The sequence below is a fragment of the Sphingobium yanoikuyae genome (genome assembly GCF_013001025.1).
GTDB lineage: Bacteria > Pseudomonadota > Alphaproteobacteria > Sphingomonadales > Sphingomonadaceae > Sphingobium > Sphingobium yanoikuyae_A.
In genome coordinates this window covers 560,829-582,467 of the sequence record NZ_CP053021.1, presented here as the reverse complement: position 1 = coordinate 582,467, position 21,639 = coordinate 560,829, and the positions used below count along the sequence as shown (strand labels likewise).

Annotated in this window: 18 protein-coding genes; 4 read left to right on the top strand and 14 right to left on the bottom strand. The window is 66.5% G+C overall.

Features of this window, described 5'->3' with window-relative positions; all coding sequences use genetic code 11:
* Positions 1-3: 3 nt before the first annotated feature.
* The 7 genes from HH800_RS03130 to ptsP form a co-directional block, all read right to left on the bottom strand.
* Positions 4-1,626, bottom strand: coding sequence for a family 43 glycosylhydrolase (locus HH800_RS03130; RefSeq protein WP_169863210.1), 1,623 nt, complete (start codon positions 1,624-1,626; stop codon positions 4-6).
* Positions 1,627-1,801: 175 nt separating this feature from the next.
* Entirely contained in the window at positions 1,802-3,748 is a 1,947-nt protein-coding gene (gene ftsH / locus HH800_RS03125) for an ATP-dependent zinc metalloprotease FtsH (protein ID WP_004208015.1), read from the bottom strand.
* 100 nt (positions 3,749-3,848) lie between these two features.
* Positions 3,849-4,040: a hypothetical protein gene (locus HH800_RS03120; protein WP_017502470.1), complete on the bottom strand. Its 192-nt coding sequence runs from the start codon at positions 4,038-4,040 to the stop codon at positions 3,849-3,851.
* 130 nt (positions 4,041-4,170) lie between these two features.
* The gene (tilS, locus tag HH800_RS03115) at positions 4,171-5,118 is read right to left on the bottom strand and encodes a tRNA lysidine(34) synthetase TilS (protein ID WP_169860165.1); all 948 of its coding nucleotides are present in this window, start codon (positions 5,116-5,118) and stop codon (positions 4,171-4,173) included.
* 10 nt (positions 5,119-5,128) lie between these two features.
* Complete coding sequence (locus HH800_RS03110; RefSeq protein ID WP_004208018.1) at positions 5,129-6,070, bottom strand: hypothetical protein; 942 nt, start codon at positions 6,068-6,070, stop codon at positions 5,129-5,131.
* A 96-nt stretch (positions 6,071-6,166) separates the two neighbouring features.
* A complete protein-coding gene (locus HH800_RS03105) occupies positions 6,167-7,093 on the bottom strand; it encodes a helix-turn-helix domain-containing protein (protein WP_169860164.1) in 927 nt (308 codons plus the stop codon).
* 74 nt (positions 7,094-7,167) lie between these two features.
* Positions 7,168-9,441: a phosphoenolpyruvate--protein phosphotransferase gene (gene ptsP, locus HH800_RS03100; RefSeq protein WP_004208020.1), complete on the bottom strand. Its 2,274-nt coding sequence runs from the start codon at positions 9,439-9,441 to the stop codon at positions 7,168-7,170.
* A gap of 196 nt (positions 9,442-9,637) precedes the next feature.
* On the opposite strand from ptsP, the gene HH800_RS03095 reads away from it, so the two are divergent.
* Complete coding sequence (locus HH800_RS03095; RefSeq protein WP_004208021.1) at positions 9,638-10,795, top strand: pyridoxal phosphate-dependent aminotransferase; 1,158 nt, start codon at positions 9,638-9,640, stop codon at positions 10,793-10,795.
* Between the two features lie 144 nt (positions 10,796-10,939).
* Positions 10,940-12,106 carry a pyridoxal phosphate-dependent aminotransferase gene (locus HH800_RS03090; RefSeq protein ID WP_048937677.1) on the top strand — a complete coding sequence of 389 codons (1,167 nt, stop codon included), beginning with the start codon at positions 10,940-10,942 and terminating at the stop codon, positions 12,104-12,106.
* 68 nt (positions 12,107-12,174) lie between these two features.
* Here the strand turns inward: HH800_RS03090 and HH800_RS03085 are convergent, their stop codons facing one another.
* The 4 genes from HH800_RS03085 to HH800_RS03070 all read right to left on the bottom strand — a co-directional run bounded on the left by HH800_RS03085 (position 12,175) and on the right by HH800_RS03070 (position 16,633).
* Positions 12,175-12,711, bottom strand: coding sequence for a hypothetical protein (locus HH800_RS03085; protein ID WP_169860163.1), 537 nt, complete (start codon positions 12,709-12,711; stop codon positions 12,175-12,177).
* A gap of 78 nt (positions 12,712-12,789) precedes the next feature.
* Positions 12,790-15,513 carry a TonB-dependent receptor gene (locus HH800_RS03080; RefSeq protein WP_169860162.1) on the bottom strand — a complete coding sequence of 908 codons (2,724 nt, stop codon included), beginning with the start codon at positions 15,511-15,513 and terminating at the stop codon, positions 12,790-12,792.
* A gap of 14 nt (positions 15,514-15,527) precedes the next feature.
* Positions 15,528-16,265, bottom strand: coding sequence for an EF-hand domain-containing protein (locus HH800_RS03075; RefSeq protein WP_169860161.1), 738 nt, complete (start codon positions 16,263-16,265; stop codon positions 15,528-15,530).
* 74 nt (positions 16,266-16,339) lie between these two features.
* On the bottom strand, positions 16,340-16,633 hold the full coding sequence (locus tag HH800_RS03070) for a BA14K family protein (protein WP_235682008.1): 294 nt from the start codon (positions 16,631-16,633) through the stop codon (positions 16,340-16,342).
* 239 nt (positions 16,634-16,872) lie between these two features.
* Here HH800_RS03070 and HH800_RS03065 point away from each other — a divergent pair, with 239 nt between their 5' ends.
* Both HH800_RS03065 and HH800_RS03060 read left to right on the top strand, forming a co-directional pair.
* Positions 16,873-18,144, top strand: a complete 1,272-nt coding sequence (locus HH800_RS03065; RefSeq protein ID WP_169860159.1) for an oligogalacturonate lyase family protein — start codon at positions 16,873-16,875, stop codon at positions 18,142-18,144.
* 798 nt (positions 18,145-18,942) lie between these two features.
* Positions 18,943-19,902 carry a hypothetical protein gene (locus HH800_RS03060; RefSeq protein ID WP_169860158.1) on the top strand — a complete coding sequence of 320 codons (960 nt, stop codon included), beginning with the start codon at positions 18,943-18,945 and terminating at the stop codon, positions 19,900-19,902.
* Here HH800_RS03060 and HH800_RS03055 read toward each other — a convergent pair.
* From HH800_RS03055 to HH800_RS03045, 3 genes are read right to left on the bottom strand one after another with little or no spacing between them, the layout of a single operon-like run.
* Positions 19,865-20,332: an SRPBCC domain-containing protein gene (locus HH800_RS03055; RefSeq protein ID WP_069336163.1), complete on the bottom strand. Its 468-nt coding sequence runs from the start codon at positions 20,330-20,332 to the stop codon at positions 19,865-19,867. The two genes, HH800_RS03060 and HH800_RS03055, sit on opposite strands and share 38 nt — an antisense overlap.
* Entirely contained in the window at positions 20,329-20,820 is a 492-nt protein-coding gene (locus tag HH800_RS03050; RefSeq protein ID WP_169860157.1) for a VOC family protein, read from the bottom strand. Before HH800_RS03050 ends, HH800_RS03055 begins: the two co-directional genes overlap by 4 nt.
* Entirely contained in the window at positions 20,820-21,611 is a 792-nt protein-coding gene (locus tag HH800_RS03045) for a VOC family protein (RefSeq protein WP_169863208.1), read from the bottom strand. The genes HH800_RS03050 and HH800_RS03045 overlap by 1 nt, the downstream gene beginning before the upstream one ends.
* Positions 21,612-21,639: the final 28 nt, after the last annotated feature.

The window sequence follows — 21,639 nt, the reverse complement described above, 5'->3', positions numbered from 1 at the left end:
TCGCTATGCCCCCTGGCTGCCCCGCCCGCGATAGAGCAGATTGGAAAAGCGCGCCTGCCCGGCTCCCGATACGAACAGCGCCGGGCGCAGGCTCAGGAAGCCGTCCGCCAGATTATGGTGATAGCTCGACACTTCATAGGAAATGATCTTGCGCCACACCTTGCCGGCTCCGCGAATATAGAAACTCGCGACATTGTCGTCATTCACGACCCGCAGCGAAAAACGGCCGCCTTCCGCCGGTCCGGGCGGCGGATAGCCCTGCTCACGCCCGACCTTGTAATTGTGCAGCGCGCCCACGTCCGACCCCAGGCCGACAAAATATTGGGGATTGTAGAAGAGCAGCAGCCCCGCCTGAGCGCCGCCCTCCAGTTCGACATCGACACTCACCTCATAGGAACGATCCCCGGCGATGAAGGCCAAGGGCGATGACTCCGCCGGCCCCTTGCCCTGCGCCTTCAGCACCAGCGCACCATCCCTGAAAGCGGCACGATCGAGATAATCCTTCTGCGGCGCAAAGAAGGCCAGCCGGCTCCCCATGTCGCTGGGCTTGAACGGGCCGGACAGCGCAAGCCCCGATCCGCCCTCCCGCCCGGCCGCCGGCATGGGCAGCGCCGCCGACAGATCGCCGCCGGTCATGCGCGGCCAGCCATCCGCGTCCCAGACCAAAGGCTCCAGCAGCATCTGCCGTCCCAGCGTGCGATAGCCATTTTCATAGCCATGATAGGCGAGCCACCAATCGCCCGCCGGCCCTTCCACCGCCGTGCCATGGCCACGCGACCACCAGGGTTCGCCCGCCCGCGCCGTCCGCACGATCGGGTTATGTGGACAATTTTCCCACGGTCCGTTGATCGATCGGGACCGGGCGACGATCACCATATGGCTGGTCGGCGGCCCGGCCGTCCCGCCCTGCCCGGAAAACAGGTAGAACCAGCCATCCCGGCGCAGCACCTTGGGGCCTTCCAGCGCCAGCGCCTCGATGATCCAGTCGTCCGGGATCGGCCACCCGTCATAGACCTGCTCGATCGGCCCGTCCCGGCGCAGCCCGTCATCGCTGATCCGCACCCGCGCGCCGCCATTCAGGAACAGATAGCGTTTACCGTCCTCGCCCACCGCATGGCCGGGGTCGATATAGCCCTTGATGTCCATGTCGACGGGGGCGCTCCATGGCCCTTCCATCCGGTCGGCATGGACGACGAAAATCTTGCAGGGGATGGCCGGCCCCGCCGAAAAGCTGGGATCGGTCGGATTGAACACCGGAATATAGATGAAATAGCGGCCTTCATGCTTGGCGATGTCCAGCGCCCAGACCGAACCCAGCGGCGCGGCCAGCGCCGGCCCCACCGGCCGCCAATTCACCAGATCGCGCGAATGCCAGATCACGACCGCCGGGAAATAGTCGAAGGACGAAAAGGTCGCCCAATAGTCGTCGCCATCCTTCAATATGTTGGGATCGGGCCGATCCCCCGACAGCACCGGGTTCAGAAAGCGGCCATTGCCAAGGTCCGCCAGCCGCTCGCCCTCGGCGCCATGGCGCCAGGCCGGCGCAGAGGCACAGCTATCCGACGCCCTCGCCTCGCCCAGCCCCGGCATCGCCAGCCCCGCCGTCGAAGCCAGTCCCAGAAACATCGCGTCACGGCGGGAATGGGCCAAGATATTTCCCCAAAATTGATGGTGTCTGGCCCCGCTTCTGGTCCGCTCGCGCACGCAACGCAATGGTCCGAAACGCAAAAGTACCGGAAACGAAAAAGGGGCGCGACCATCATGGCCGCGCCCCTTTTTCATTCCACTGCCAGCTCGGCGCTTACGCGCCAGCGGGGGTCGGATCGCCGAACGGCCCCTTGCGCTTGCGCGTCTTGGGGATGGACGACCCCGCCGCCGGGATCACCGACGGCTTGATCGTGGTGCCGTCGTCGCGGGTGATCTCACCCTTTTCCAGCAGCGCCTTGATCTCCTCGCCGGAGAGCGTCTCATATTCCAGCATGGCGTTGGCCAGCAGGTGCAGCTGGTCCTCATGGCCCTTGAGCAGTTCCTGCGCACGGGCATAGCCCTGCTCCACCAGACCCCGGATTTCTTTGTCGATCAGCTTCGCCGTCTCGTCCGACATATGGACACGCTGGCTCTGCGAATAGCCAAGGAAGGTCTCGCCCTGCTGCTCTTCATATTGCAGCGGGCCCAGCTTGTCGGACATGCCCCACTGGGTGACCATGTCGCGCGCCAGCTTGGTGGCATATTGGATATCGCCCGACGCACCCGACGACACCTTGTCGTAACCGAAGATGATTTCCTCGGCGACGCGGCCACCCATGGCCACGGCCATGTTCGCGTGCATCTTGTCACGATGATAGCTGTAGCTGTCCCGTTCCGGCAGGCGCATCACCATGCCCAGCGCACGGCCGCGCGGGATGATCGTCGCCTTGTGGATCGGGTCGGACGCCGGCTCATGAACCGCGACGATCGCATGGCCCGCCTCATGATAGGCGGTCATCTTCTTCTCGTCGTCGGTCATCACCATCGAGCGGCGCTCGCTGCCCATCATGACCTTGTCCTTGGCCGCCTCGAACTCGTCCATGGCGACCAGGCGCTTGCCGCGACGCGCAGCCATCAGGGCGGCTTCGTTGACCAGGTTGGCGAGGTCAGCGCCGGAGAAGCCCGGCGTGCCGCGCGCGATGGTGCGCGGGTTGACGTCGGGTGCCAGCGGCACCTTCTTCATGTGGACGGCCAGGATCTTCTCGCGGCCCTCGATGTCGGGACGGGGCACAACGACCTGACGGTCGAAGCGGCCCGGACGCAGCAGCGCAGGGTCCAGCACGTCGGGGCGGTTGGTCGCCGCGACGATGATGATGCCCTCATTGGCTTCGAAGCCGTCCATCTCGACCAGCAGTTGGTTCAGCGTCTGCTCGCGCTCGTCATTGCCATTGCCCAGGCCCGCGCCGCGATGGCGACCGACCGCGTCGATTTCGTCGATGAAGACGATGCACGGCGCATTCTTCTTGGCCTGCTCGAACATGTCGCGCACGCGGCTCGCGCCCACGCCGACGAACATTTCGACAAAGTCCGAACCCGAAATGGTAAAGAAGGGCACGCCCGCTTCACCCGCAATCGCGCGGGCCAACAGCGTCTTGCCGGTGCCGGGCGAACCGACCAGCAGCGCACCCTTGGGGATCTTGCCGCCAAGGCGTGCGAACTTGCTCGGATCCTTCAGGAATTCGACGATTTCCTGCAGTTCCTCGCGGGCTTCGTCGATGCCGGCGACGTCATCGAACGTCACCTTGCCGTGCTTTTCGGTCAGCAGCTTGGCCTTGGACTTGCCAAAGCCCATCGCACCGCCCGCGCCGCCGCCCTTCTGCATCTGGCGCAGCACGAAGAAGGCGATGCCCAGGATCAGCAGGAACGGCAGCGACTGGTACAGCATGATCTGCCAGAAGCTGGGCTGCTGTTCGGCCTGGCCCGAATATTTGACATTATAATCGTCCAGCAGGTCGGTCAGCTTGGGATCATTGACCGGGACCGTGCTGAAACCCTGGCCACTCGACAGGGTGCCGGTGATCCGGTCGGGCGCGATCGCCACATCCTTGACCTGGCCTTCCTGCACCTTGGCGCGGAATTCCGAATAGGCGATGGCGCTACCGGCCTGGGTGGTCGGGCGCTCGAACAGCGAAACGAACAGGAGCAGGGCGATGATGACCCCTGCCCAAATCATCGCACTCTTGATCCAGGGATTACCCTGTGGGTCTTTTTCGTCGTTCATCATCACTCTCTTTCACCCCGCAAGATAGGGTGTGGCCGGCAAAGCGCAAGCTGGACGCGCCGTCCGCTGCCGATTTCCGGCCCTGTCGATTGCCAGATGGTCAGTTGCCGGTCAGTTGGAACAGCGCGACATAGGCCAGCACCAGCGCCAGGCCGGCGGACAGGCCGCACAGCAGATAGCCCATGTAGAGAAGCAGCGGCGGATGCGCCTTGTTCAGCTTCCGGTTCCGCTTCACAGCCGAGAGGATCACGCTGACCAGCAAGCCATAGGTCAGCGCCGCAAATTCCATCATTCCGAACAAATCCCGCTATTGGTCACGCCATGTGGTTAACGGCCCATGGGTTAAGAACCGGTCAGCATGCCGCCCAAAAGCGACCAGCCGTTGATGCTCCGCGTCGGATGGTGGAACTTTTCCGAAAATCTCAGCGTCGCGGCGGTGCCGGCGACAGGGTCCATACCGCGCCACCGCGCAGCAGCCAGTCGCCCAGACTCGCCTGCCGCCCCGCTCGCGCAGCGGCAATCGCCCGGTCCAGCGCCTCCCCGCGCGGCAGCACGATCTCCGGGTCGGCGGAACAGAGCATCTCGATCAGCAGCCGGCGCAAAAGCTCGCGCGGCAGGTCGGTGCGGTCCAGCACCCAGGCGTCGGTCGATGGATGGATATGCGTGGCCGCCAGCCCCGCCACCGTCCATATCAGCGCCGCCTCCGCCTCCGCCAGCGCCGCCGCGCTGCGCGCCGCCGCCTCGGCATCGATCCAGTCGACACCATCCAGCCGCTTGCGCAGCGCCGCCCGGTCGAAGCGCGGATCGGCATTGGACGGGTCCAGCACATAGGGTAGCCCGGCCTGGTCGGCATGGGCCTGCAACTGCGCCTTGCGCACCGTCAGCAAGGGCCGCAGCACTCGGCCGGCCCGTGCCCGCACCCCGGCAAGGCCACCGACCCCCGATCCCCGGTTGAGCCGCATCAGCAGGGTTTCCAGCTGGTCATCGGCATGATGGGCGGTCAATATCCAGTCCAGCCCGGCCCCGGCCCGCCACGCCTCCAGCTGGGCATAACGCTGTCGCCGCGCCCAATCCTGGATATTGCCGGACACTTCCGTCTCCGGCGCCAGGGTCGCATGAGGGACGCGCCGCTCCGCACACCAGCGCGCGACCATCGCCGCCTCGGCCGCGGATTCAGCCCGCAATCCATGATCCAGCGTCGCCGCCGCCACCCGGCCGGGCCAGGCCTGCACCGCCAGGTCCAACAGCGCCATGCTGTCCGGCCCGCCCGACACCGCGATGCCGAACCGGGCCGTCTCCTCCCCGTCCACCAGCGCGCGCACGGCCAGCCGCAGCGCATCGGGGCGATGGGAAGGTGCCAGCTCCGGCACGTCTATCGGCTCACACGCTGCACTTGGCCTTGGTCCGGCCCTTGTCCATCATGCCGCGCAGGCCGCTCGACAGGGTCGAACCATAGACCTGTTCCAGCTCCGCATAGACCTTGCAGGCATCCGCAGGCTTCTTGAGCTGGATCAGCGCCTCGCCCAGATAGGCCAGGCTGTCGGGGGCGCGCTCGCCACGCGGGCGCTTCTGGTAATTTTCGTAGAAGGCGACCGACGCCAGCGCCGGCTTGCCATCGTCCAGATAGGCGCGGCCCAGCAGGTTGGCGGCGCGGCTGCCGACCGACCCGTCGCCATATTTGTCGACCGTCGCCTTGAGCTGCGCCTGCGCCTCGGGATAGAATTTCGCGTCCCACAGGCGGAAGCCATAGCTATAGGCATCGCCCGCCGCATCGCCGGTATCCGGCTTCTCGATCGCCGCCACCGCCGTCTTGCGCGCATCGCTGGCCACCGGCGCGGCGGCGGACTTTGCGGGCGGGGTCGTCGGCTTGGCAGCAGCCGGCTTGGGCGCGGGCGCATCGGTCGCGACCGTCGGACGCATCACCGGCGGGCCGGCTTCGACCGGCGTTGCGGCCCGCGCTTCGGCTTCCGCCTTGTAGCGGTTGAACGCCTCTTCCAGCTGCTTGAGCTTGTAGCTGTTTTCCTCGACCTGGCCGGTGATCGAGGCGAGCTGCGATTCCAGCGCCCCCACCCGCGCGGTCAGGTCGGCCACCGGGCTCGACGTCGGGCTGCCCGGCGCGATGGTCGGCGTCTGGGGACGGGTGATTTCCGCCTCTACCGGCGTGCCGGCCGGGAACACCTTGCGCTGCACCGCCCGCATTTCCTTTTCCAGCCGGTCGACCCGCAGTTCGACCGTGGGATTCTGCTGGGCAGCGGCCGGCACGGCCGACAGCAGCGGGGCCGCCAGCGCGATGGCGGTGGTGGCGAGAAAGGCGTAACGCATGATGATCCCCGACTAAATCTTTCCGCCTTTAACCATAGGCGGACGCGCCACGCAACAAAGCGCGGCCCGCTCGTACCTGTCCGGCTATGGGACGGGTCAGTTGCCCGCGCTGGGCTGCGGCGCGGCGGTCGGCGGCGGTGGCGAAGCCGGCGTCGGCACACTCCCCTGCCCGCCTGCGGGCGTCGTCGGTGCGCGCGCCGGCTGGCCTGCCGGTGCCGGAGCACCTGCCGGTGCGGCGGCCCGTGCCAACAGCGCCTCGGCACTGACCGGAACGTCGGCGATGGTGCGATCGGCCGCGCCCAGCGGCGGGATCGCCTTGCCACCCACGGTCACGTCCAGCGCCTGCGGGCGACCGGTCAGGATCGTCGGATTGCGCGCGCCGGCCGGCAGGGTGAAGCTCTCGCCCTTCTTCAGCAGCCCGTCCTTCAGCCGCTCGCCCGCCTCGTCGACGATGCGCATCCACACATCGTCATTGGCGGTGAACACCACCGGCCCGGTCACGGGCGCCGCGATCGGCGCCTGCACGCCGGCCTTGGGCGCGGCGGCGGGCATTTCTGCCTGCTGCTCGGCGATTTCCTCGCCGGTCGGCGGGGTCAGCAACTGGGTGCGCCAGATGGTGAAGCCGGCAATCACGATGATGCCGATCACCGCCGCGGTCCAGGCCAGGGTGCGCGACGGCACCCGCGCCGGATCGGCCGGCTCGAACGCTTCGTAGCGGGTCGCCCCCATGTCGGAATTATGCACGGCATTGCGCACGTCGGCGGCGATCGCCACCTCGTCCAGATCGATCGCGCGGGCATAGGCGCGGGCGAAACCCACCGCATAGGGAATGCCCGGCAAGGCGCCATAATCGTCCCGCTCGATCGCCTCCAGCTGGCGCTGGGCGATGCGCGTCCGGGTGGCGATATCCTGCACCGACAGCCCCTGCGCCTCGCGCGCGGCGCGCAACTTGGCGCCGGGGGTGCTGGGCTGCGCTGCCGTCGCGTCGTCCGCGACGGGTTCGAATTCGGGTTCGTCTGCCATGCTGCTCCGCGACCTTGATTGGCGGCCTTGTCTCATTGCGGGACGGCGCTTGTCAACGCCGGGGCGGTGTCTTTTCAGGCCAGCTCGATGTTCCGCTGCTCGGCCCAACTGGTCAGTTGCGCGCGCAGATCGCTCGCCCCGCTGTCCAGCAGATCGCGCATCAGCGCCTGCAATTCGGCCGCATCGATCGCGCGGATCATCGCCTTGACCGGCCCGACCGACGCCGGCGTGATCGACAGTCGCCGCACACCCAGGCCAATCAGCGCCATCGCCTCCAGCGTGCGTCCGCCCATTTCGCCACAGACGCCGACTGGCACCTTGTAGATCTCGCAGATCCGCACCACCCGATCCAGGAAACGCAGGATCGCCAGGCTCAGCCAGTCATAACGCTCCGCCAGCTTGGGATGGGCACGGTCGGCGGCGAACAGGAACTGGGTCAGGTCGTTGGTGCCGATCGACAGGAAATCGAGCTGCGGCAACAGCAGGTCCAGCACCTCGGCCAGCGCCGGCACCTCCAGCATCGCGCCATAGCGCACCGCCACCGGCAGCTTCTTCTTCTGCCCGATCAGCCATTGCCGCTGATGCTCGACCAGCGTGCGCGCCTCCTCAAACTCCCAGGGTTCCGACACCATCGGGAACATGATGTTCAGCACCTTGCCCGCGCTTGCCTCCAGCAAGGCGCGCGCCTGCGCCTTCATCAGGCCGTCGCGGTCCAGCGCCAGCCGGATCGCGCGCCAGCCCATGGCCGGATTATCCTCATGCTCGTCATCCTCGCGCGTCATATAGGGCAGCGCCTTGTCACCGCCGATGTCGACGGTGCGGAAAATGACGGGCCGGTCGCCGGCCGCGTCCAGCACATCCTTGTAGAGCCGCTGCTGCTTCTCGCGCTGCGGCAGCGTCGCCGACACCAGGAACTGGAATTCGGTGCGGAACAGGCCGATGCCGTCGGCGCCGACCATGTCCAGCGCCTGCGCATCCTCGCGCAGGCCGGCATTCACCATCAGCTCGATCCGCGCCCCATCCTGCGTCACCGACGGCAGGTCGCGCAGCGCGGCAAATTCCGCCCGCCGCTTCTGCGTGATGTGCAGCTTGGTCTCGAACGCCTCCTCCATGTCGGGCGTCGGCCGGATCAGCAGCGCATTTTCGGCGACATCCATCAGGATCAGGTCGCCTTCATTGACCCGGTGGCGAATGTCGCGCACCCGGCCCAGCACCGGCACACCCATGGCGCGGGCGACGATGGTGACATGGGCGGTCAGCGACCCCTCCTCCAGGATCACGCCCTTCAGCCGCCGCCGGTCATATTCCAGCAGCTCCGCCGGCCCCAGGTTGCGCGCGATCAGGATCGCGTCCTGCCGCAGCCCCAGTTGCGCTGCCGTCCCCAGTTGCCCGGACACGATGCGCAGCAGCCGGTTGGCCATGTCCTCCAGATCGTGCATCCGGTCCTGCAACAGCGGATCGTCGATCTGGCGCATCCGCATCCGGGTGCGCTGCTGCACCCGCTCGATCGCCGCCTCGGCGGTCAGGCCGCTGTCGATCGCCTCGTTGATGCGGCGGATCCAGCCCTCGTCATAGGCGAACATCTTGTAGGTTTCGAGCACCTCCTGATGCTCGCCCTCGGTCCCGAAATCGGCCGTGCCGGTCATCCGGTCGATCTGTTCGCGCATCTTGGCAAAGGCGGAAATGACCCGCTGCCGCTCGGCTTCCGTATCCTCGGCGACGGTATGCTCGATATGGACGCGCGGCTGGTGGAAGACGACATGGCCCCGCGCCATGCCCATCACCAGTTGCAGGCCGGTCATGATGTTCGATCCGGTTTCCTGCACCCGCGCATCGGTCGGGCCGTCATCGGCCAGTTCGGCATTGGCAATCAGCTCGGACAGCACCATGGCGACCGTCTGCAGCGCCTCGATCTCCACCTCTTCATATTTGCGCGGCTCGACATGCTGCACGCACAGCACGCCCAGCGCCCGCTCGCGCCGCACGATCGGCACACCGGCAAAGCTGTGGAACAGTTCCTCGCCGGTTTCCGGGCGATAGGAAAAGTCGGGATGGGCGGCGGCCTCGTCCAGGTTCAGCGGCTCGACATTGGTGGCGATCAGCCCGACCAGCCCCTCGCCCTTGGCCATGCGGGTGACATGCACCGCCTCCTGCTTCAGGCCGCGGGTCGCGAACAGTTCCAGCACGCCCTCGCGCACCAGATAGATGGAGCAGACCTCGCTCGACAGCGATTCGCCGATGATCTCCACCACCTTGTTCAGCTTGGCCTGCGCGCTGGTGCGCGCCGCCATCACCTCCTGCAAGCGGACGAGGATCTGGCGGGCGGCGGCGGCGGGCGTACTGGGCATGGCAAATCGCTAACAGATGGATGGCTTTCTTTCCAAGCGCTTTCCTCGCGATATGTTGATGAACCCCGCAGAAAAGCACGATTGTTGCGCATCGCTGATAAGCTAGGTCATCTTCCTCATTTGCGTGGCGGATACATGCTGTACATTCGTCTAACGCCGCAAAGGCAGCATCAAGCATGTCTGGGAGTCAGGGACCATGGAAACGACCACGCCAACGGAGTTTGAACAGGAGCTTCTGGACCGCGGCTATTCGCGCCGCCAGCTGGCCAAGGTGACCGCGCTGCTCGGCGCCGGTGCCGTCGCGATGCGCACCGTCGGTGCCGCCGCCCAGCAGGCCGCCAAGCCGGTCGAAGGCGCGGTCCGCATCGGCGCCAACGAATGCTGGACCGGCCCCTTCCCGGTCGCCGCCGAAGCCGCCTTCAAGCTGGTGACCGAAGGCAATCGCTACGAACCCGACAATGAGCATGAAAAGCTGTTCGCCGCCGTCGCGCAGGTGGAGGGCATTCCGGCCGACCGCATCGTCGCCTGGCCCGGCTCGTCCGATCCGCTGAGCCGCGTCGCCGTCGCCTTCGCCTCGCCGACCAAGGGCATCGTCACCGCCGACCCGACCTATGAAGCGATCTGGCGCACCGGCGCCTGGCTCGGTGCCAAGGTGACGAAGGTGCCGCTGACCAAGGACAATGCCCATGACGTGAAGGCGATGCTGGCGGCCGATCCCAATGCCGGCGTCTATTATATCTGCTCGCCCAACAACCCGACCGGCACGATCACGCCGATCGGCGACATCGAATGGCTGGCCGCCAACAAGCCCAAGGATTCGGTGCTGGTGGTCGACGAAGCCTATATCCACTGGACCGACACGCCGCGCGCCGCCAAGCTCGCCGCCACCCGCGACGACGTGCTGGTGCTGCGCACCTTCTCGAAGCTGTTCGGCATGGCCGGCATGCGCCTCGGCCTCACCTTCGCCGCGCCCTCGCTGATGGAAAAGATGATGCGCTATGACGGTGGCCAGGTCACCGCCATGCTGCCGATGACGGCCGTTGCCTGCGGCACCGTCTCGGTCGCCCAGGCCGATCTCATCAAGGCGCGTCAGGCCGAAATGGCGGCCAACCGTGACAAGGCGATCGCCCATCTGACCAAGAAGGGGATCAAGGTGCTGCCGGGCAGCATGGCGAACATGTTCATGGTCGACTGGGGCAAACCCGCCAAGGACATGCAGGCCGCCCTGCTGACGCAGAAGGTGCAGATCGGCCGCAACTGGCCGATCTGGCCCAATGTCTCGCGCATCTCGGTTGGCTCGGCCAGCGAGATGGACGCCTTCTGCAAGGCCGTGGACGCGGTCTGGAAAGCCTGATCTGACCTGACCTTACGAAAAAGGGGCTGCGGCGCGCAAAATAAAGCGTGCCGCAGCCCCTTTTGCATTGCGGAAATTGTTTCCGCCTTCGTTTCTCCAGACGAAATCCAAGGCATTTCGCAGGAAAACAAGGGGACAATCGGCATGACCATGATGTTGGACAAGGAAGCGCGGGAAGACCTGATCGAGCGCGGCTATTCGCGCCGCCAGCTTGCCAAGGTTGCCGCCCTGATCGGCGCCGGCGCCGCGATGCACGAAATGCTGGCCGCGCCCGCCTTCGCGCAGCAGCAGGCCGCCCGCGGCATCAAGGGCGCGGTGCGCATCGGCTCGAACGAATGCTGGACCGGCCCCTTCCCCTCGGGCGTCGACGCCATCGCCAAGGCCGGCGCCGTCGGCAACTGGTATGATCCCGACAATTATCGCGGCGACCTGGTCTCGACCATCGCCAAGGTGGAGGGCATTCCCGAAGCCCAGGTGATGCTGTGGCCCGGCTCGGGTGGCCCGCTGGTCTCGACCGTCGCGGCCTATTGCTCGCCGACCAAGGGCCTGGTGACCGCCGACCCGACCTTCGAATCCGCCTGGCGCACCGCCGATTATCTCAAGGCGCCGATCGCCAAGGCGCCCCAGGCCGTCGGCAAGGGCCATGACGTCAAGGCCATGCTGGCCGCCAACCCGAACGCCGGCCTCTACTATATCTGCACGCCCAACAACCCGACCGGCACGATCACGCCGATCGCCGACATCAAGTGGCTGCTCGACAACAAGCCGGCCGATTCCATGCTGCTGGTAGACGAAGCCTATATCCACTTCTCGGACGCACCCAGCGCCGCTTCGCTGATCGGCAACCGCAAGGACATCATCGTCATGCGGACCTTCTCGAAGCTGTTCGGCATGGCCGGCATCCGCCTCGGCCTCACCTTCGCCGATCCCGAAGTGCAGAAGCGCCTGATGCTGTTCGGCCCGTCGGCCGGCGGCCTGTCGATCACCGCCATGGCCTGCGGCAACGCCGTCTATCCCGAAGCCGCGCTCATCAAGGCGCGCCGCGACGAGATGATCGCCGCCCGCGACCAGACCATCGCCTGGCTCACCAAGAAGGGCATCGAAGTCCAGCCCGGCAGCGAAGCCAACATGTTCATGGTCAACTGGAAGAAGCCGGCCAAGGAAATGCAGGCCGCCCTGCTCGCCTCGCCGGAAAAGGTGCAGATCGGCCGCAACTGGCCGATCTGGCCCAATGTCTCGCGCGTCACCGTCGGCTCGGCCGAAGACATGACGAAATTCTGTGCGGCTGTGGACAAGGTCTACAAGGCCTGAGCCACGGCACCCCATAGCAAAGCCGTCACGAAGGAGGGGCGTCCGGACACCGGGCGCCCCTTTTCATATCAGGGCGCATCGCCTTCCTGACTGTCCAGCGCCTTGCGATCCTCATGCGACACGAACTCGCAGGTCAGCAATGTCCGCCCGGCCAGAGCAGGCCCCTGCCGCGCAACGACGGAAATCAGCCCCATCTCGCGCATATCCTGCGCCCCATCGTCCAGTTGCCGCGCAAAGCCCAGGCTCGACGCGCCGAACAACCGGCTCTTTTCCCTGGCAAGCCCATAACGGGCGGCCGCGGCCTCCGCGACTTCGCCATCCAGCAGCACGCCGACCGACATGCCGGCGAAGACCACCGCCCGCGCCACAAAGCCGTCCCGCTCGATCGGCGTGGGCAGCGTATAGATCGCCGCCCCCAGCATCGATGTATCTGCTTTGGCGACCTTTTCGGCGGCTTCATACAGGGCGGTCGCGCTGTCGGTCGAATAAGGCGGCTGGCACAACGCTGCGCCGAAAAAGTCCGGCGTCTCCTGCGCAGCAGCGGGCGTCCCCAGCAGGACGCCGATCGGCACCCCGATCCGGGCAAGGAAAGAAAATTTGGTCATCCGCGCCAGATGCGCATTTTATGATGGGTTTTCAATCAGGTTGAAGGGGCAGCCGGTCGTCGGCCACCCCTTTCCCGTTCAGAAGATCTTCCGCACCGACAGCATCAGCGTCCGCCCCTCGGGATCGAGATAGGCGGGCTGATAGGCGACGGGCGTCGCGCCCGTGCCATCGGTCACGCTCTGCCGCCGGTTGAGCAGGTTGCCGACGGTGAAGCTCACCCGCATGCCCCGCGCCCAGTCCTGGCCGCGGAACCGGTTGGCCATGTTGGCGAACAGCCGCAGGTCGAACGTCACCAGTTGGCCAAAGCGCAGGTCGCCACCCGACGCCGTCTGGTCGCCGGTCACATGCGACGCGCTCTGCCAGTTGCCGTCCAGCCGGATGCCGACGCCATTGTCGATCACGCCACTGCTCAGCTGCACCTTGTGGCGCGGCTGCGGACTGCCGCCCAGCGTGCCACCATTCAGCAAATCGACCCACGGGCCGCCCTCGCTCAGCAGCACCGCGTCGCGCAGCATGATGCTGTGATAGAGCGAGAGTTGCAGCCGCGCGCCATTGTCGCTGCCGCCGCCGAACGGACCGCCACCGGGCGGGCCGAAGCCGCCCCGTCCGCCGGGCCCGCCGGGACCGCCAGGCCCCATGCCGGGCGGCGGACCATCGGGCGGCCCCATGCCATCGGGCGGAGGGCCAGGCGGCGGACCAAAGCCATCCGGCCCGCCAAAGCTGCCGGGCGGCCCCATCGGTGTCGCATCATCGGGCCGGTGGCCATCGACCAGGATCGCATCCTGCTCGGCATCGGGACCACCGCCGGGCGCGCCCTCTTCGGGCTGCCCATCACCACCCTCCGCCTTTGGCGCCGCCATCTGCCCCTCATCGCCCTGCGCCGCCGCCCGCCGCCATGGCGGCACAAAGCCGGCCGGCGGCTCGGGTCGCTTGGGCTTGCGCAATAGCTGCGTGAAGTTGAGGCCCCAGCGCAGCTGCTTCACCTCCTCGCGCGCGACATTGACGGACCGTGTGTCGATCCGCGTCAGCATCCCGTCCTCGTCGCGGCTGTAGCGATCGGGGAAGGCTGCCTCCAATGCGGAAGACACGCCGGTCAGGCTGATGATCGCGTCGCGCGTCTCGCTGCTCACATAATTGGCCGACAGGGTCAGGTTGACCTTGGTGAGCGGCTTCACCGTCGCGCCCAGCTTGAACTGGTGGCGATTGTCGGCGGTCAGCGCCGAATTGCCGCCGCTCACCTGCGTCACCGTCACGCTCTGCCCCCGCACATAGTCATAGACGCGCACATTGCTGGTCGTGATGGTCGGGCTGTTGCGCTGGTCCAGCGTCGGCGCGGTCCGGTCATTATTGACCGCCGCGATGATGGTGATGCCGGTGCGCGGCGTCCAGCTCAGCCCATAGCCCAGCGTGCCGAGCGTGCCATAGTCGGAAACCTGCGTCACCGACGCGTTCATATTGGCGGTCAGCGTCCCCAGCACCGGCAGGAAACCATTGCGCCGGCTGGCGATCGGCAGGTCGAAACTGATCTGGGCGCCGCCATTGGTGCGGCTGGCCGTCCGCTGCGACATCACCCCGTCCAGCATACTGGACGATCGCAGGCTGCTCGTGTCGCCGCTCAGGCGCAGGTTCATGCCGACATTGCCGGCCGGCAGCTTGAACAGCTTGCCATTGACCAGCAGGCTGGCGCTGCCCGTGTCCTGCAACGCGCGCGCCTTCTGCGTGCCCATGGCCCCCAGCAGGCTCGCGGGCAGCACGCCATCGGCCGCCACAGCGCCCGCGTCCAGCGCCGCCTGCACATCGTCCAGATCATAGCCGCGATCGCTGTCGGTGCGGCTATCGCTATGGCTGTAGCTGCCGATCACCGACATGCGCCAGCTCTTCGACAGGTCGATGTTCAGGCTGACGCCGCTGCTCAGCGTCAGCGCGCGCGTGTCCTGATGCAGCGGATCGAGCGACAGGATGCGGTCGACCGTCTCGTCGCCGTCGGTCAGGCTGCCGGTGGGCAGGCCATTCAGCGCCTTGCTGGTCTTGTAGTCCGCCCGCCCGTTCCAGGACAGGTTCGCCGTCTCGCTCAACTGATGTGCGACCGTGGCGTTCAGCATATAGCTGCGGGTCGCGGGCGACAGGGTGCGATAGGCGCGGTCGTCACCGACCCGCCCGGTCGGATCACTCGGGGCTTCCGGATCGACGATCACGTCGCGCTCGCTTTCCAGCAACGAGGCGGAGGATTTGGCCCGCGCCGTCACACTCACCCGGTCATTGTCGCGAATGCGGGTATAGCCCACGTCGCCGGCCAGATTTTCGCCCTGCCCCGCCGTCGCGATCCCGCCGCCCGCATTGGCGACCTGCGATCGGAAGCGGCGGTGCAGGATGATGTTCACCACCTTGCGCTGCGCATCATAGCCATATTTGAGCGCGACCTCCTCGGGCAGGATGTCGAGCCGCAATATTGCCTCGGTCGGCAGGTCGCTGACCTCGTTGACGCCCGAAATCCGCTTGCCGTTGACCAGCACCACCGGGCCGTCATCGCTGCGCCCCTGGTTGCTGCTGGTCTGCGACGCGATCTCGTCCAGCAATTCGCTGACCGTGCCGACGCCATAGGCATCGATGTCGGCACGGCCGAGCTGGTTCTGCGCGGGAATGTCGCCGATCACCGCCCCCGGCGGCGCCTGCCCGGTGACGACGATATCGTCGCTCGCCACGCTCTGCGCCGCAGCGGGCGTCGATAGGGCGAACAGGCTGCATCCGGCGAGCAGCAGGGCGCTGCCCGCCCGACGGCAGGACAAGGATAGGCAAGGCATCGGCATCAATCCCGTCAGTTGCGCGGCGGCGGTCCGCCCGCGCCGCCCGGTCCACCGGGGCCTCCACCGGGACCACGCCGCGGCATCAGGCTGCGCATCTCCTCGGCCGACAGCACGCCGTCATGATCGGCGTCCGCCGCGTCGAAGCGGGCATGTTCGAACGCCAGCACTTCCTCCAGCGAGGCACCGGCATCATAATTGCTGTTGGCCTGGGCGATCGCGCTGGCATTGAGCGGTTCGATCAGCCGGCCCAGTATCGCGTCCTCGGGGTCGTCGCCCAGCTTGGGCATGATCGCCTCGGCCACCGGCCCGCCCTGATCGCCCATCGCGCCCGTTTCCGACAAGGCGACCGATCCCATGCTGCTCTGCCACGCCTGAAACTCGGCCAGGCTCAGCGTGCCGTCATGATTGCTGTCGATCGCGTCGAAACGCGTGCGGATGATCGCTTCGCGCCGCGCCTGCACCACCAGCCGCAATTCGTCGATCGTCACGATGCCGTCGCGATTGCTGTCGGCTTCGGCAAACATGGCAGTCACGATCCTGTCGATCTGGCTGCGCTTGATCGGCTTCATCTCGCGCGGCTTTTGCGACCGGCCTTCGCCGCCACCGGGAGGGCCGCCGCCACCGCCGGGCGGGCCACCGCCCATGCCACCACCCATGCCGCCGCCGCCCATGCCGCCACCCATGCCCCCCTGGGCCAGCAACGGCGCCGAACAGAGCAGCAGCGCCGCCCCGATCATCATCTTGCGCATCGCGCATCGTCCTTCTTCATGAAAACAGGAACGGGGCGGCGCCGTCCCCCGGCGCCGCCCCGCGTCGATCGCGATCAGAGCGTGCAGCGCACCCGCTTGCCGCGATAGAGATAGCTGTCCAGCTTGGCGTCATAGCTCTTGTAGCGATTGCGGCAGGCCTTCTGATGCGCCGCGCCGGTCGAACGGCCCTGGGCCTTGACGGGTTGGGCTTTGGCCGGCTGGGCTTTTACCGGGGCAGGCTTCTTGGCCGGCGCCTTGCTGCTCACCGGCTGGCTCGTGCCATGATGCGGCGCCTGCGCCATGGCCGGCGCGCCCAGCGTCGCCATCAGCGCGGCGGCGCCCAGGGTCAGGAGCGAGGGATAAGTCATGTCATGGCCTTTCATCTGGGTGGAAAATCTCCGCCCCGTCTGTGGCCACCCCATTTTGCCCCGTCATTTCACGAATATTTCAGAAGCCCGCGCCTTATTGCCCTCCTCTGTCAAAGACTTGGCCCGGCAAGCACGCGCCGCGCCGAGATCACAGCTGCCTTGCCAAATTCCCGATATGCGGTATCCAATCCCGCAAATTGAACTTGAACTGGGAGGATGGGATGCGGTTGAGGCAGGCAATGATCGGGCTGGCCCTCCCCCTGCTCGTCGCAGCGCAAGCGCCCGCGCCCGCCGCGTCCCCCGCCAGCTGGACCGACCCGACCACCGGCCACCGCATCGTCCGCGTCGATGACCGGCCGGGCAATTACGGCCTCTATTTCAACTATAACCCCTTCACCCCCGACGGAAAGCGCATGGTCTATCTGACGCCGGAGGGGATCCGCGTCGCCGACACCAGCAACTGGAGCACGCGGCTGGTGCTGAAGGAAAAGGTCGACCGGCTGCTGTTCGTCGGCCACCGCGCCAATGTCGCTTATTATACCACCAACCCGACCGGCAGCAGCGAGGGCGAGCCGTCCTTCATCGTCTGGTCGGTCGATCTCGACAGCGGCAAGCGTCGCCGCATTGCCGAAATGCCGGGCGGCCGCATCGAATCCATCAATGCTAACGACACGCTGCTCGCCGGCCATCGCGAACTCGCCCCGCCGCCGCCCGCCATCGCCGCCCAGGGCAAGCGCGATCCGAAAACCGGCTCGCCCAGCTATAGCGGCACCGACGATCAGGGCCGCCCTCTCTCCTTCGCCGCTGCCAAGGAAAAATGGATGGAGGCCCGGCTCGCCGCCGGCGTGCCGATGGAAATCTTCGCGATCGACATCGCCACCGGCCCGCAACGCCGCATCACCGCGTCGAAGGACTGGCTCAACCATGTCCAATTCTCGCCGACCGATCCTCATCTGCTCATGTATTGCCATGAAGGCCCCTGGCAGCAGGTCGACCGCATCTGGTCCATCCGCACCGACGGCAGCGCCAGGACCAAGGTGCATCAGCGCATCCTGCAGGGCGAGATTGCCGGCCATGAATATTGGGCGCCCGACGGCCGCACCATCTGGTATGACCTCATCATGCCACAGGGGATGCGCTGGCTCGCCGGCCATGACGTCGCCAGTGGCGCGCGCCGCTGGTATGCGATCCGTCCGGGCCAGGGCTCCTATCATTTCGCCTCATCGCCCGACGGCCGCAGCTTCTCGGGCGATGGCGCCAATGACGGCAAATATATCAGCCTCTTCCACCCCCGCCCCGACGACAATCCCCGCGCCCGCAACACGCTGGACGGCGACACGCTGATCGCCACCGGCACGCTGGAGACGGAACGGCTCGTCGATCTCGCAAGCCACGACTACACGCTCGAACCCAACCAGCATTTCACGCCCGACGGCAAATGGCTGGTCTATCGCAGCAATATCGCCGGCAGCCCCGCCATCTACGCCGTCGAAATCGCGAAACCCCGCTAGGCCGCGCGCGGACAAGTCCGACGCCCGCCGAATGGCGAGGATGGGTAGGGTGCGCAATGCCCCTTATCCCGTCATGCCAGCGAAGGCTGGCATCTCAGGCAGGCGAACGCGCCGGCAACGGATAGCGCAAGACGGCTGACCTTCTTCTGCCACCGCCTCAGACCCCAGCCTTCGCTGGGGTGACGGAGTTGGGGTGGTTGGCGGAAAGTCCGCTTAAGGACGCGATTTGTGAAAAGCTGCCCGCATTGATCTACGTATCAAGCGCATAAACAAGATCGGCCAAGTAAGCGCACTCACGCCCCAGACGGCCATGAATGGATACACCAATATGGGCGCGTTCATGGAATGACCAAATTGAAGCATCGCAAAACAGCAGGCGACAAACGTCGTAGCTGAAACAGCTAACCACATCGCGAGTGCTTTAATCCTCATAGCGACCGCTTGTGGGTGACAGACCATATCCAGTCAACTTCCGGCTCTGGTCGTTAGCCGCTCTACCCACATCCGTCATGCCGGGCTTGACCCGGCATCCCGCTTTTCTATGCAACAGATAAAGAAGCGGGACCCCGGCTCAAGGCCGGGGTGACGATGGCCGCTTCTGGTCGCTTCCAGACCGTCCGAATTTGCCCCAGCGGCGCAGAGCCAAAGAATAGCGCCTGCTTCACGCCACGGTGAAATCGCGATGCCACACGGAAGGGTAAACACCCCCTTCAGTCCGTTCCCTCATATTCCGGTAACAGCTTCCCCGTCAGGCTGCCGCCGCGGCGCGCCCGCATTCCTTCCTGCCGGACCCTTGCCATGCGCCGCCTCACGACCAGCTTCATCGACAGCGCCTTTGGCCATGGCGCGGACGGCCGCCCGCTGTTCATGCCCTTCGGCGTGATCGGCGGCCAATATGCCATCCCCGACATGGCCACCGCGCAGCGCCTGCGTCGTGGCGTCGCGCGCCTCCTGCCGCTCGCGCTGCTGCCGATATTCTGCCTGTTCGCGCTGTTCCTGCCGCCTGTCCGCAACGCCTACGCCCTGCCACTGCTCGGCGCGATGGCGGCCAGCTTCGCGTTGTTCACTCTCACCTTCTTCCTCTGGGTCCGTCACGCCACGCGCGGCCTGCAGCGCGTCGATCGCGCGCAACGGGGCATGCCCGCCCTGCTCGATCCGGACGAGGCGCTCGCCCGCCGCCTGCTCGACCGGGTCCGTCCGCCGCGCACCCGTTCGGCCGAAGAGACGCTGGGCGCCCTGGCCGGCTTCGCCTGCCAGATGCTGCTGCGCCATCGCGCTGAGCAGGAAGGCACCGCCGCCCCGTTGATCGAGGTCGCGACCCATGACGGGCGGTTGCGCTATTTCGGCGATGCCTTGAATGGCCTGCTCGCCGAATATCCCGGCTCGCTCTGGGCAGGCGTAGGCGATGGCAAGCCGGCGCTGCTCCTTGGCCCGATCTTCCGCGAGATGACCGATGCCTGTGTCGGCGACTCCCGCGACTATGCCGACATGATCGGCCTGCTCCAGCGCCACTGGAGCGCCACCGCGCTGATCCTGCGTGGCCAGGGCGTGGATATCGAACGCTGGCCCGACCTGTTCGTCCGCGCGCTGCGGGAACTGGTGCAGGAAGGCGGCGACACATCGCTGCGCCCCGCCCTGCTCTTCATGCGCGCCGCCATCGCCATGTCGAAAATGGACCCGGCGGAAATATTGGTGCCCGACCAGCCCGCCGGCGATCCGCTCAGGCGCTCGCGGCCGACGTCTCGCACAGCGCCTTGAACTGGGCCATCATCTCGTCCCAGCCGGGATGGAAGCCCATTTCCTCATGCCGCGCCTTCGCCTCCGCGTCCCAGTGGCGCGCGGTCGCGGTGAAACGGGTGCCATCGCCCTCCGCCGCAAAGTCCCAGATCGCGGTCATGAACGGGCTCTGCGGTATCCAGCCGGCGGCATAGGCATCGGTCGTCACCACCCGCGCACCCGGCACCACCTCCAGGAAAATGCCCTCCATCGGCCCGGTCTCCTCGCCATTGGGTCCGAACATCTGCACCGCGCTGCGGCCGCCGGGGCGCATGTCCTCCTCGATCACCTCGGCGCGCCAGGGCTTGGGACAGAACCATTCATCTTTCAGGTCGGTCCACACCTTCCAGCAGATTTCGCGCGGCGCCTCGATCAGGCAGGTGACCGACAGCTCATGCGCCGCCCCGCTCATGCCGCCTCTCCCTTGAACGCCGCATGCATCGCGGCCGTGTCCAGCTTCTGCATCGTCATCATCGCCTGCATCATGCGGGCAATGCCGGCCCGGTCGCCGGTGTGATAATTGTCCATGATCTGGCGCGTCACTAGCTGCCAGGAGAGGCCATATTTGTCGGTCACCCAGCCGCATGGGCCGGCCGTGCCGCCATCGCCGGTCAGCCGATCGAAATAGCCGTCCAGCTCGGCCTGGTCCGCGCACGCCACCGACAGCGATATCGCCTCGTCAAAGGTGAATTGCGGCCCGCCGTTCAACGCCTGATAGCTTTGCCCGAACAGGCTGAACTCGACCAGCAGCACGCTCCCGCCCGGCAGCGGCGAAGGCGACGGATTGACCTCGGGATAATAGCTCACATGGTCGACCGACCCGCCGAATACCGACACATAATAATGCGCCGCCTCCTCGGCCTGGCCATCGAACCACAGGCAGGGGGCAATCTTGTCCATCACCCCTCTCCCTTGCTGCCGACCAGCGCGAACATCGCGCCCTGCGGATCGGTCGCCTGGATGATCCAGGCGCCACCCGGCACCTCCATCGGCCCCTGCAGCACCGTGCCGCCACCGGCCGTCACCCGCTCAACCGCCGCATCGATGTCGCCGACGGTGAAGTAGAACAGCCATAGCGGCACCGGCATCATCGGCGGCACCGGCATGATGCCGCCGGTCATGCCGTCAAAGTCCGTCGAGCCGGTCTGCGAGACAAGCTGATAGCTGCCCATCTCGCCCATATCCACGGCCTCGCCCTTCGACCAGCCGAGCTGCCCGGTATAGAAGACCAGATCCTTGTCGAAATCGCCGGCATAAAGCTCGTGCCAGCCGACATGGCCCGGCGCCATTGGCGGCGGCGCATCCATCCCCTCGGGGCTCGATCCCTTGAGCAGCATGAACACCGCGCCGCCCGGATCGGCCATCACCGCAAAGCGGCCGACGCCCGGAATATCCTCGGGCGGACGCTTCACGCTGCCACCGGCCGCGCTCAGCCGTTCGGCATCGGCGTCGACATCGGCCGACCCGACATAGCCGCCCCACCAGGGCGTCATGCCGCAATCCTTCGCCTCCGCCGGGATCGCCATCACCCCGCCCAGCGCCCCGGCGCTGCCGCTGACGACATTATAGTCGCCATCCGGGCCAAAGGGCTGCGACGTCCAGCCGACGACATCGCCATAAAAGGCCAGCGCCGCCTCGGGATCGCTGGTCATCAGTTCATACCAGAAGAATTTGCCATTGAAGTCGGTCATCATCCGTCTCCTGTCAGCGATAGGGGGA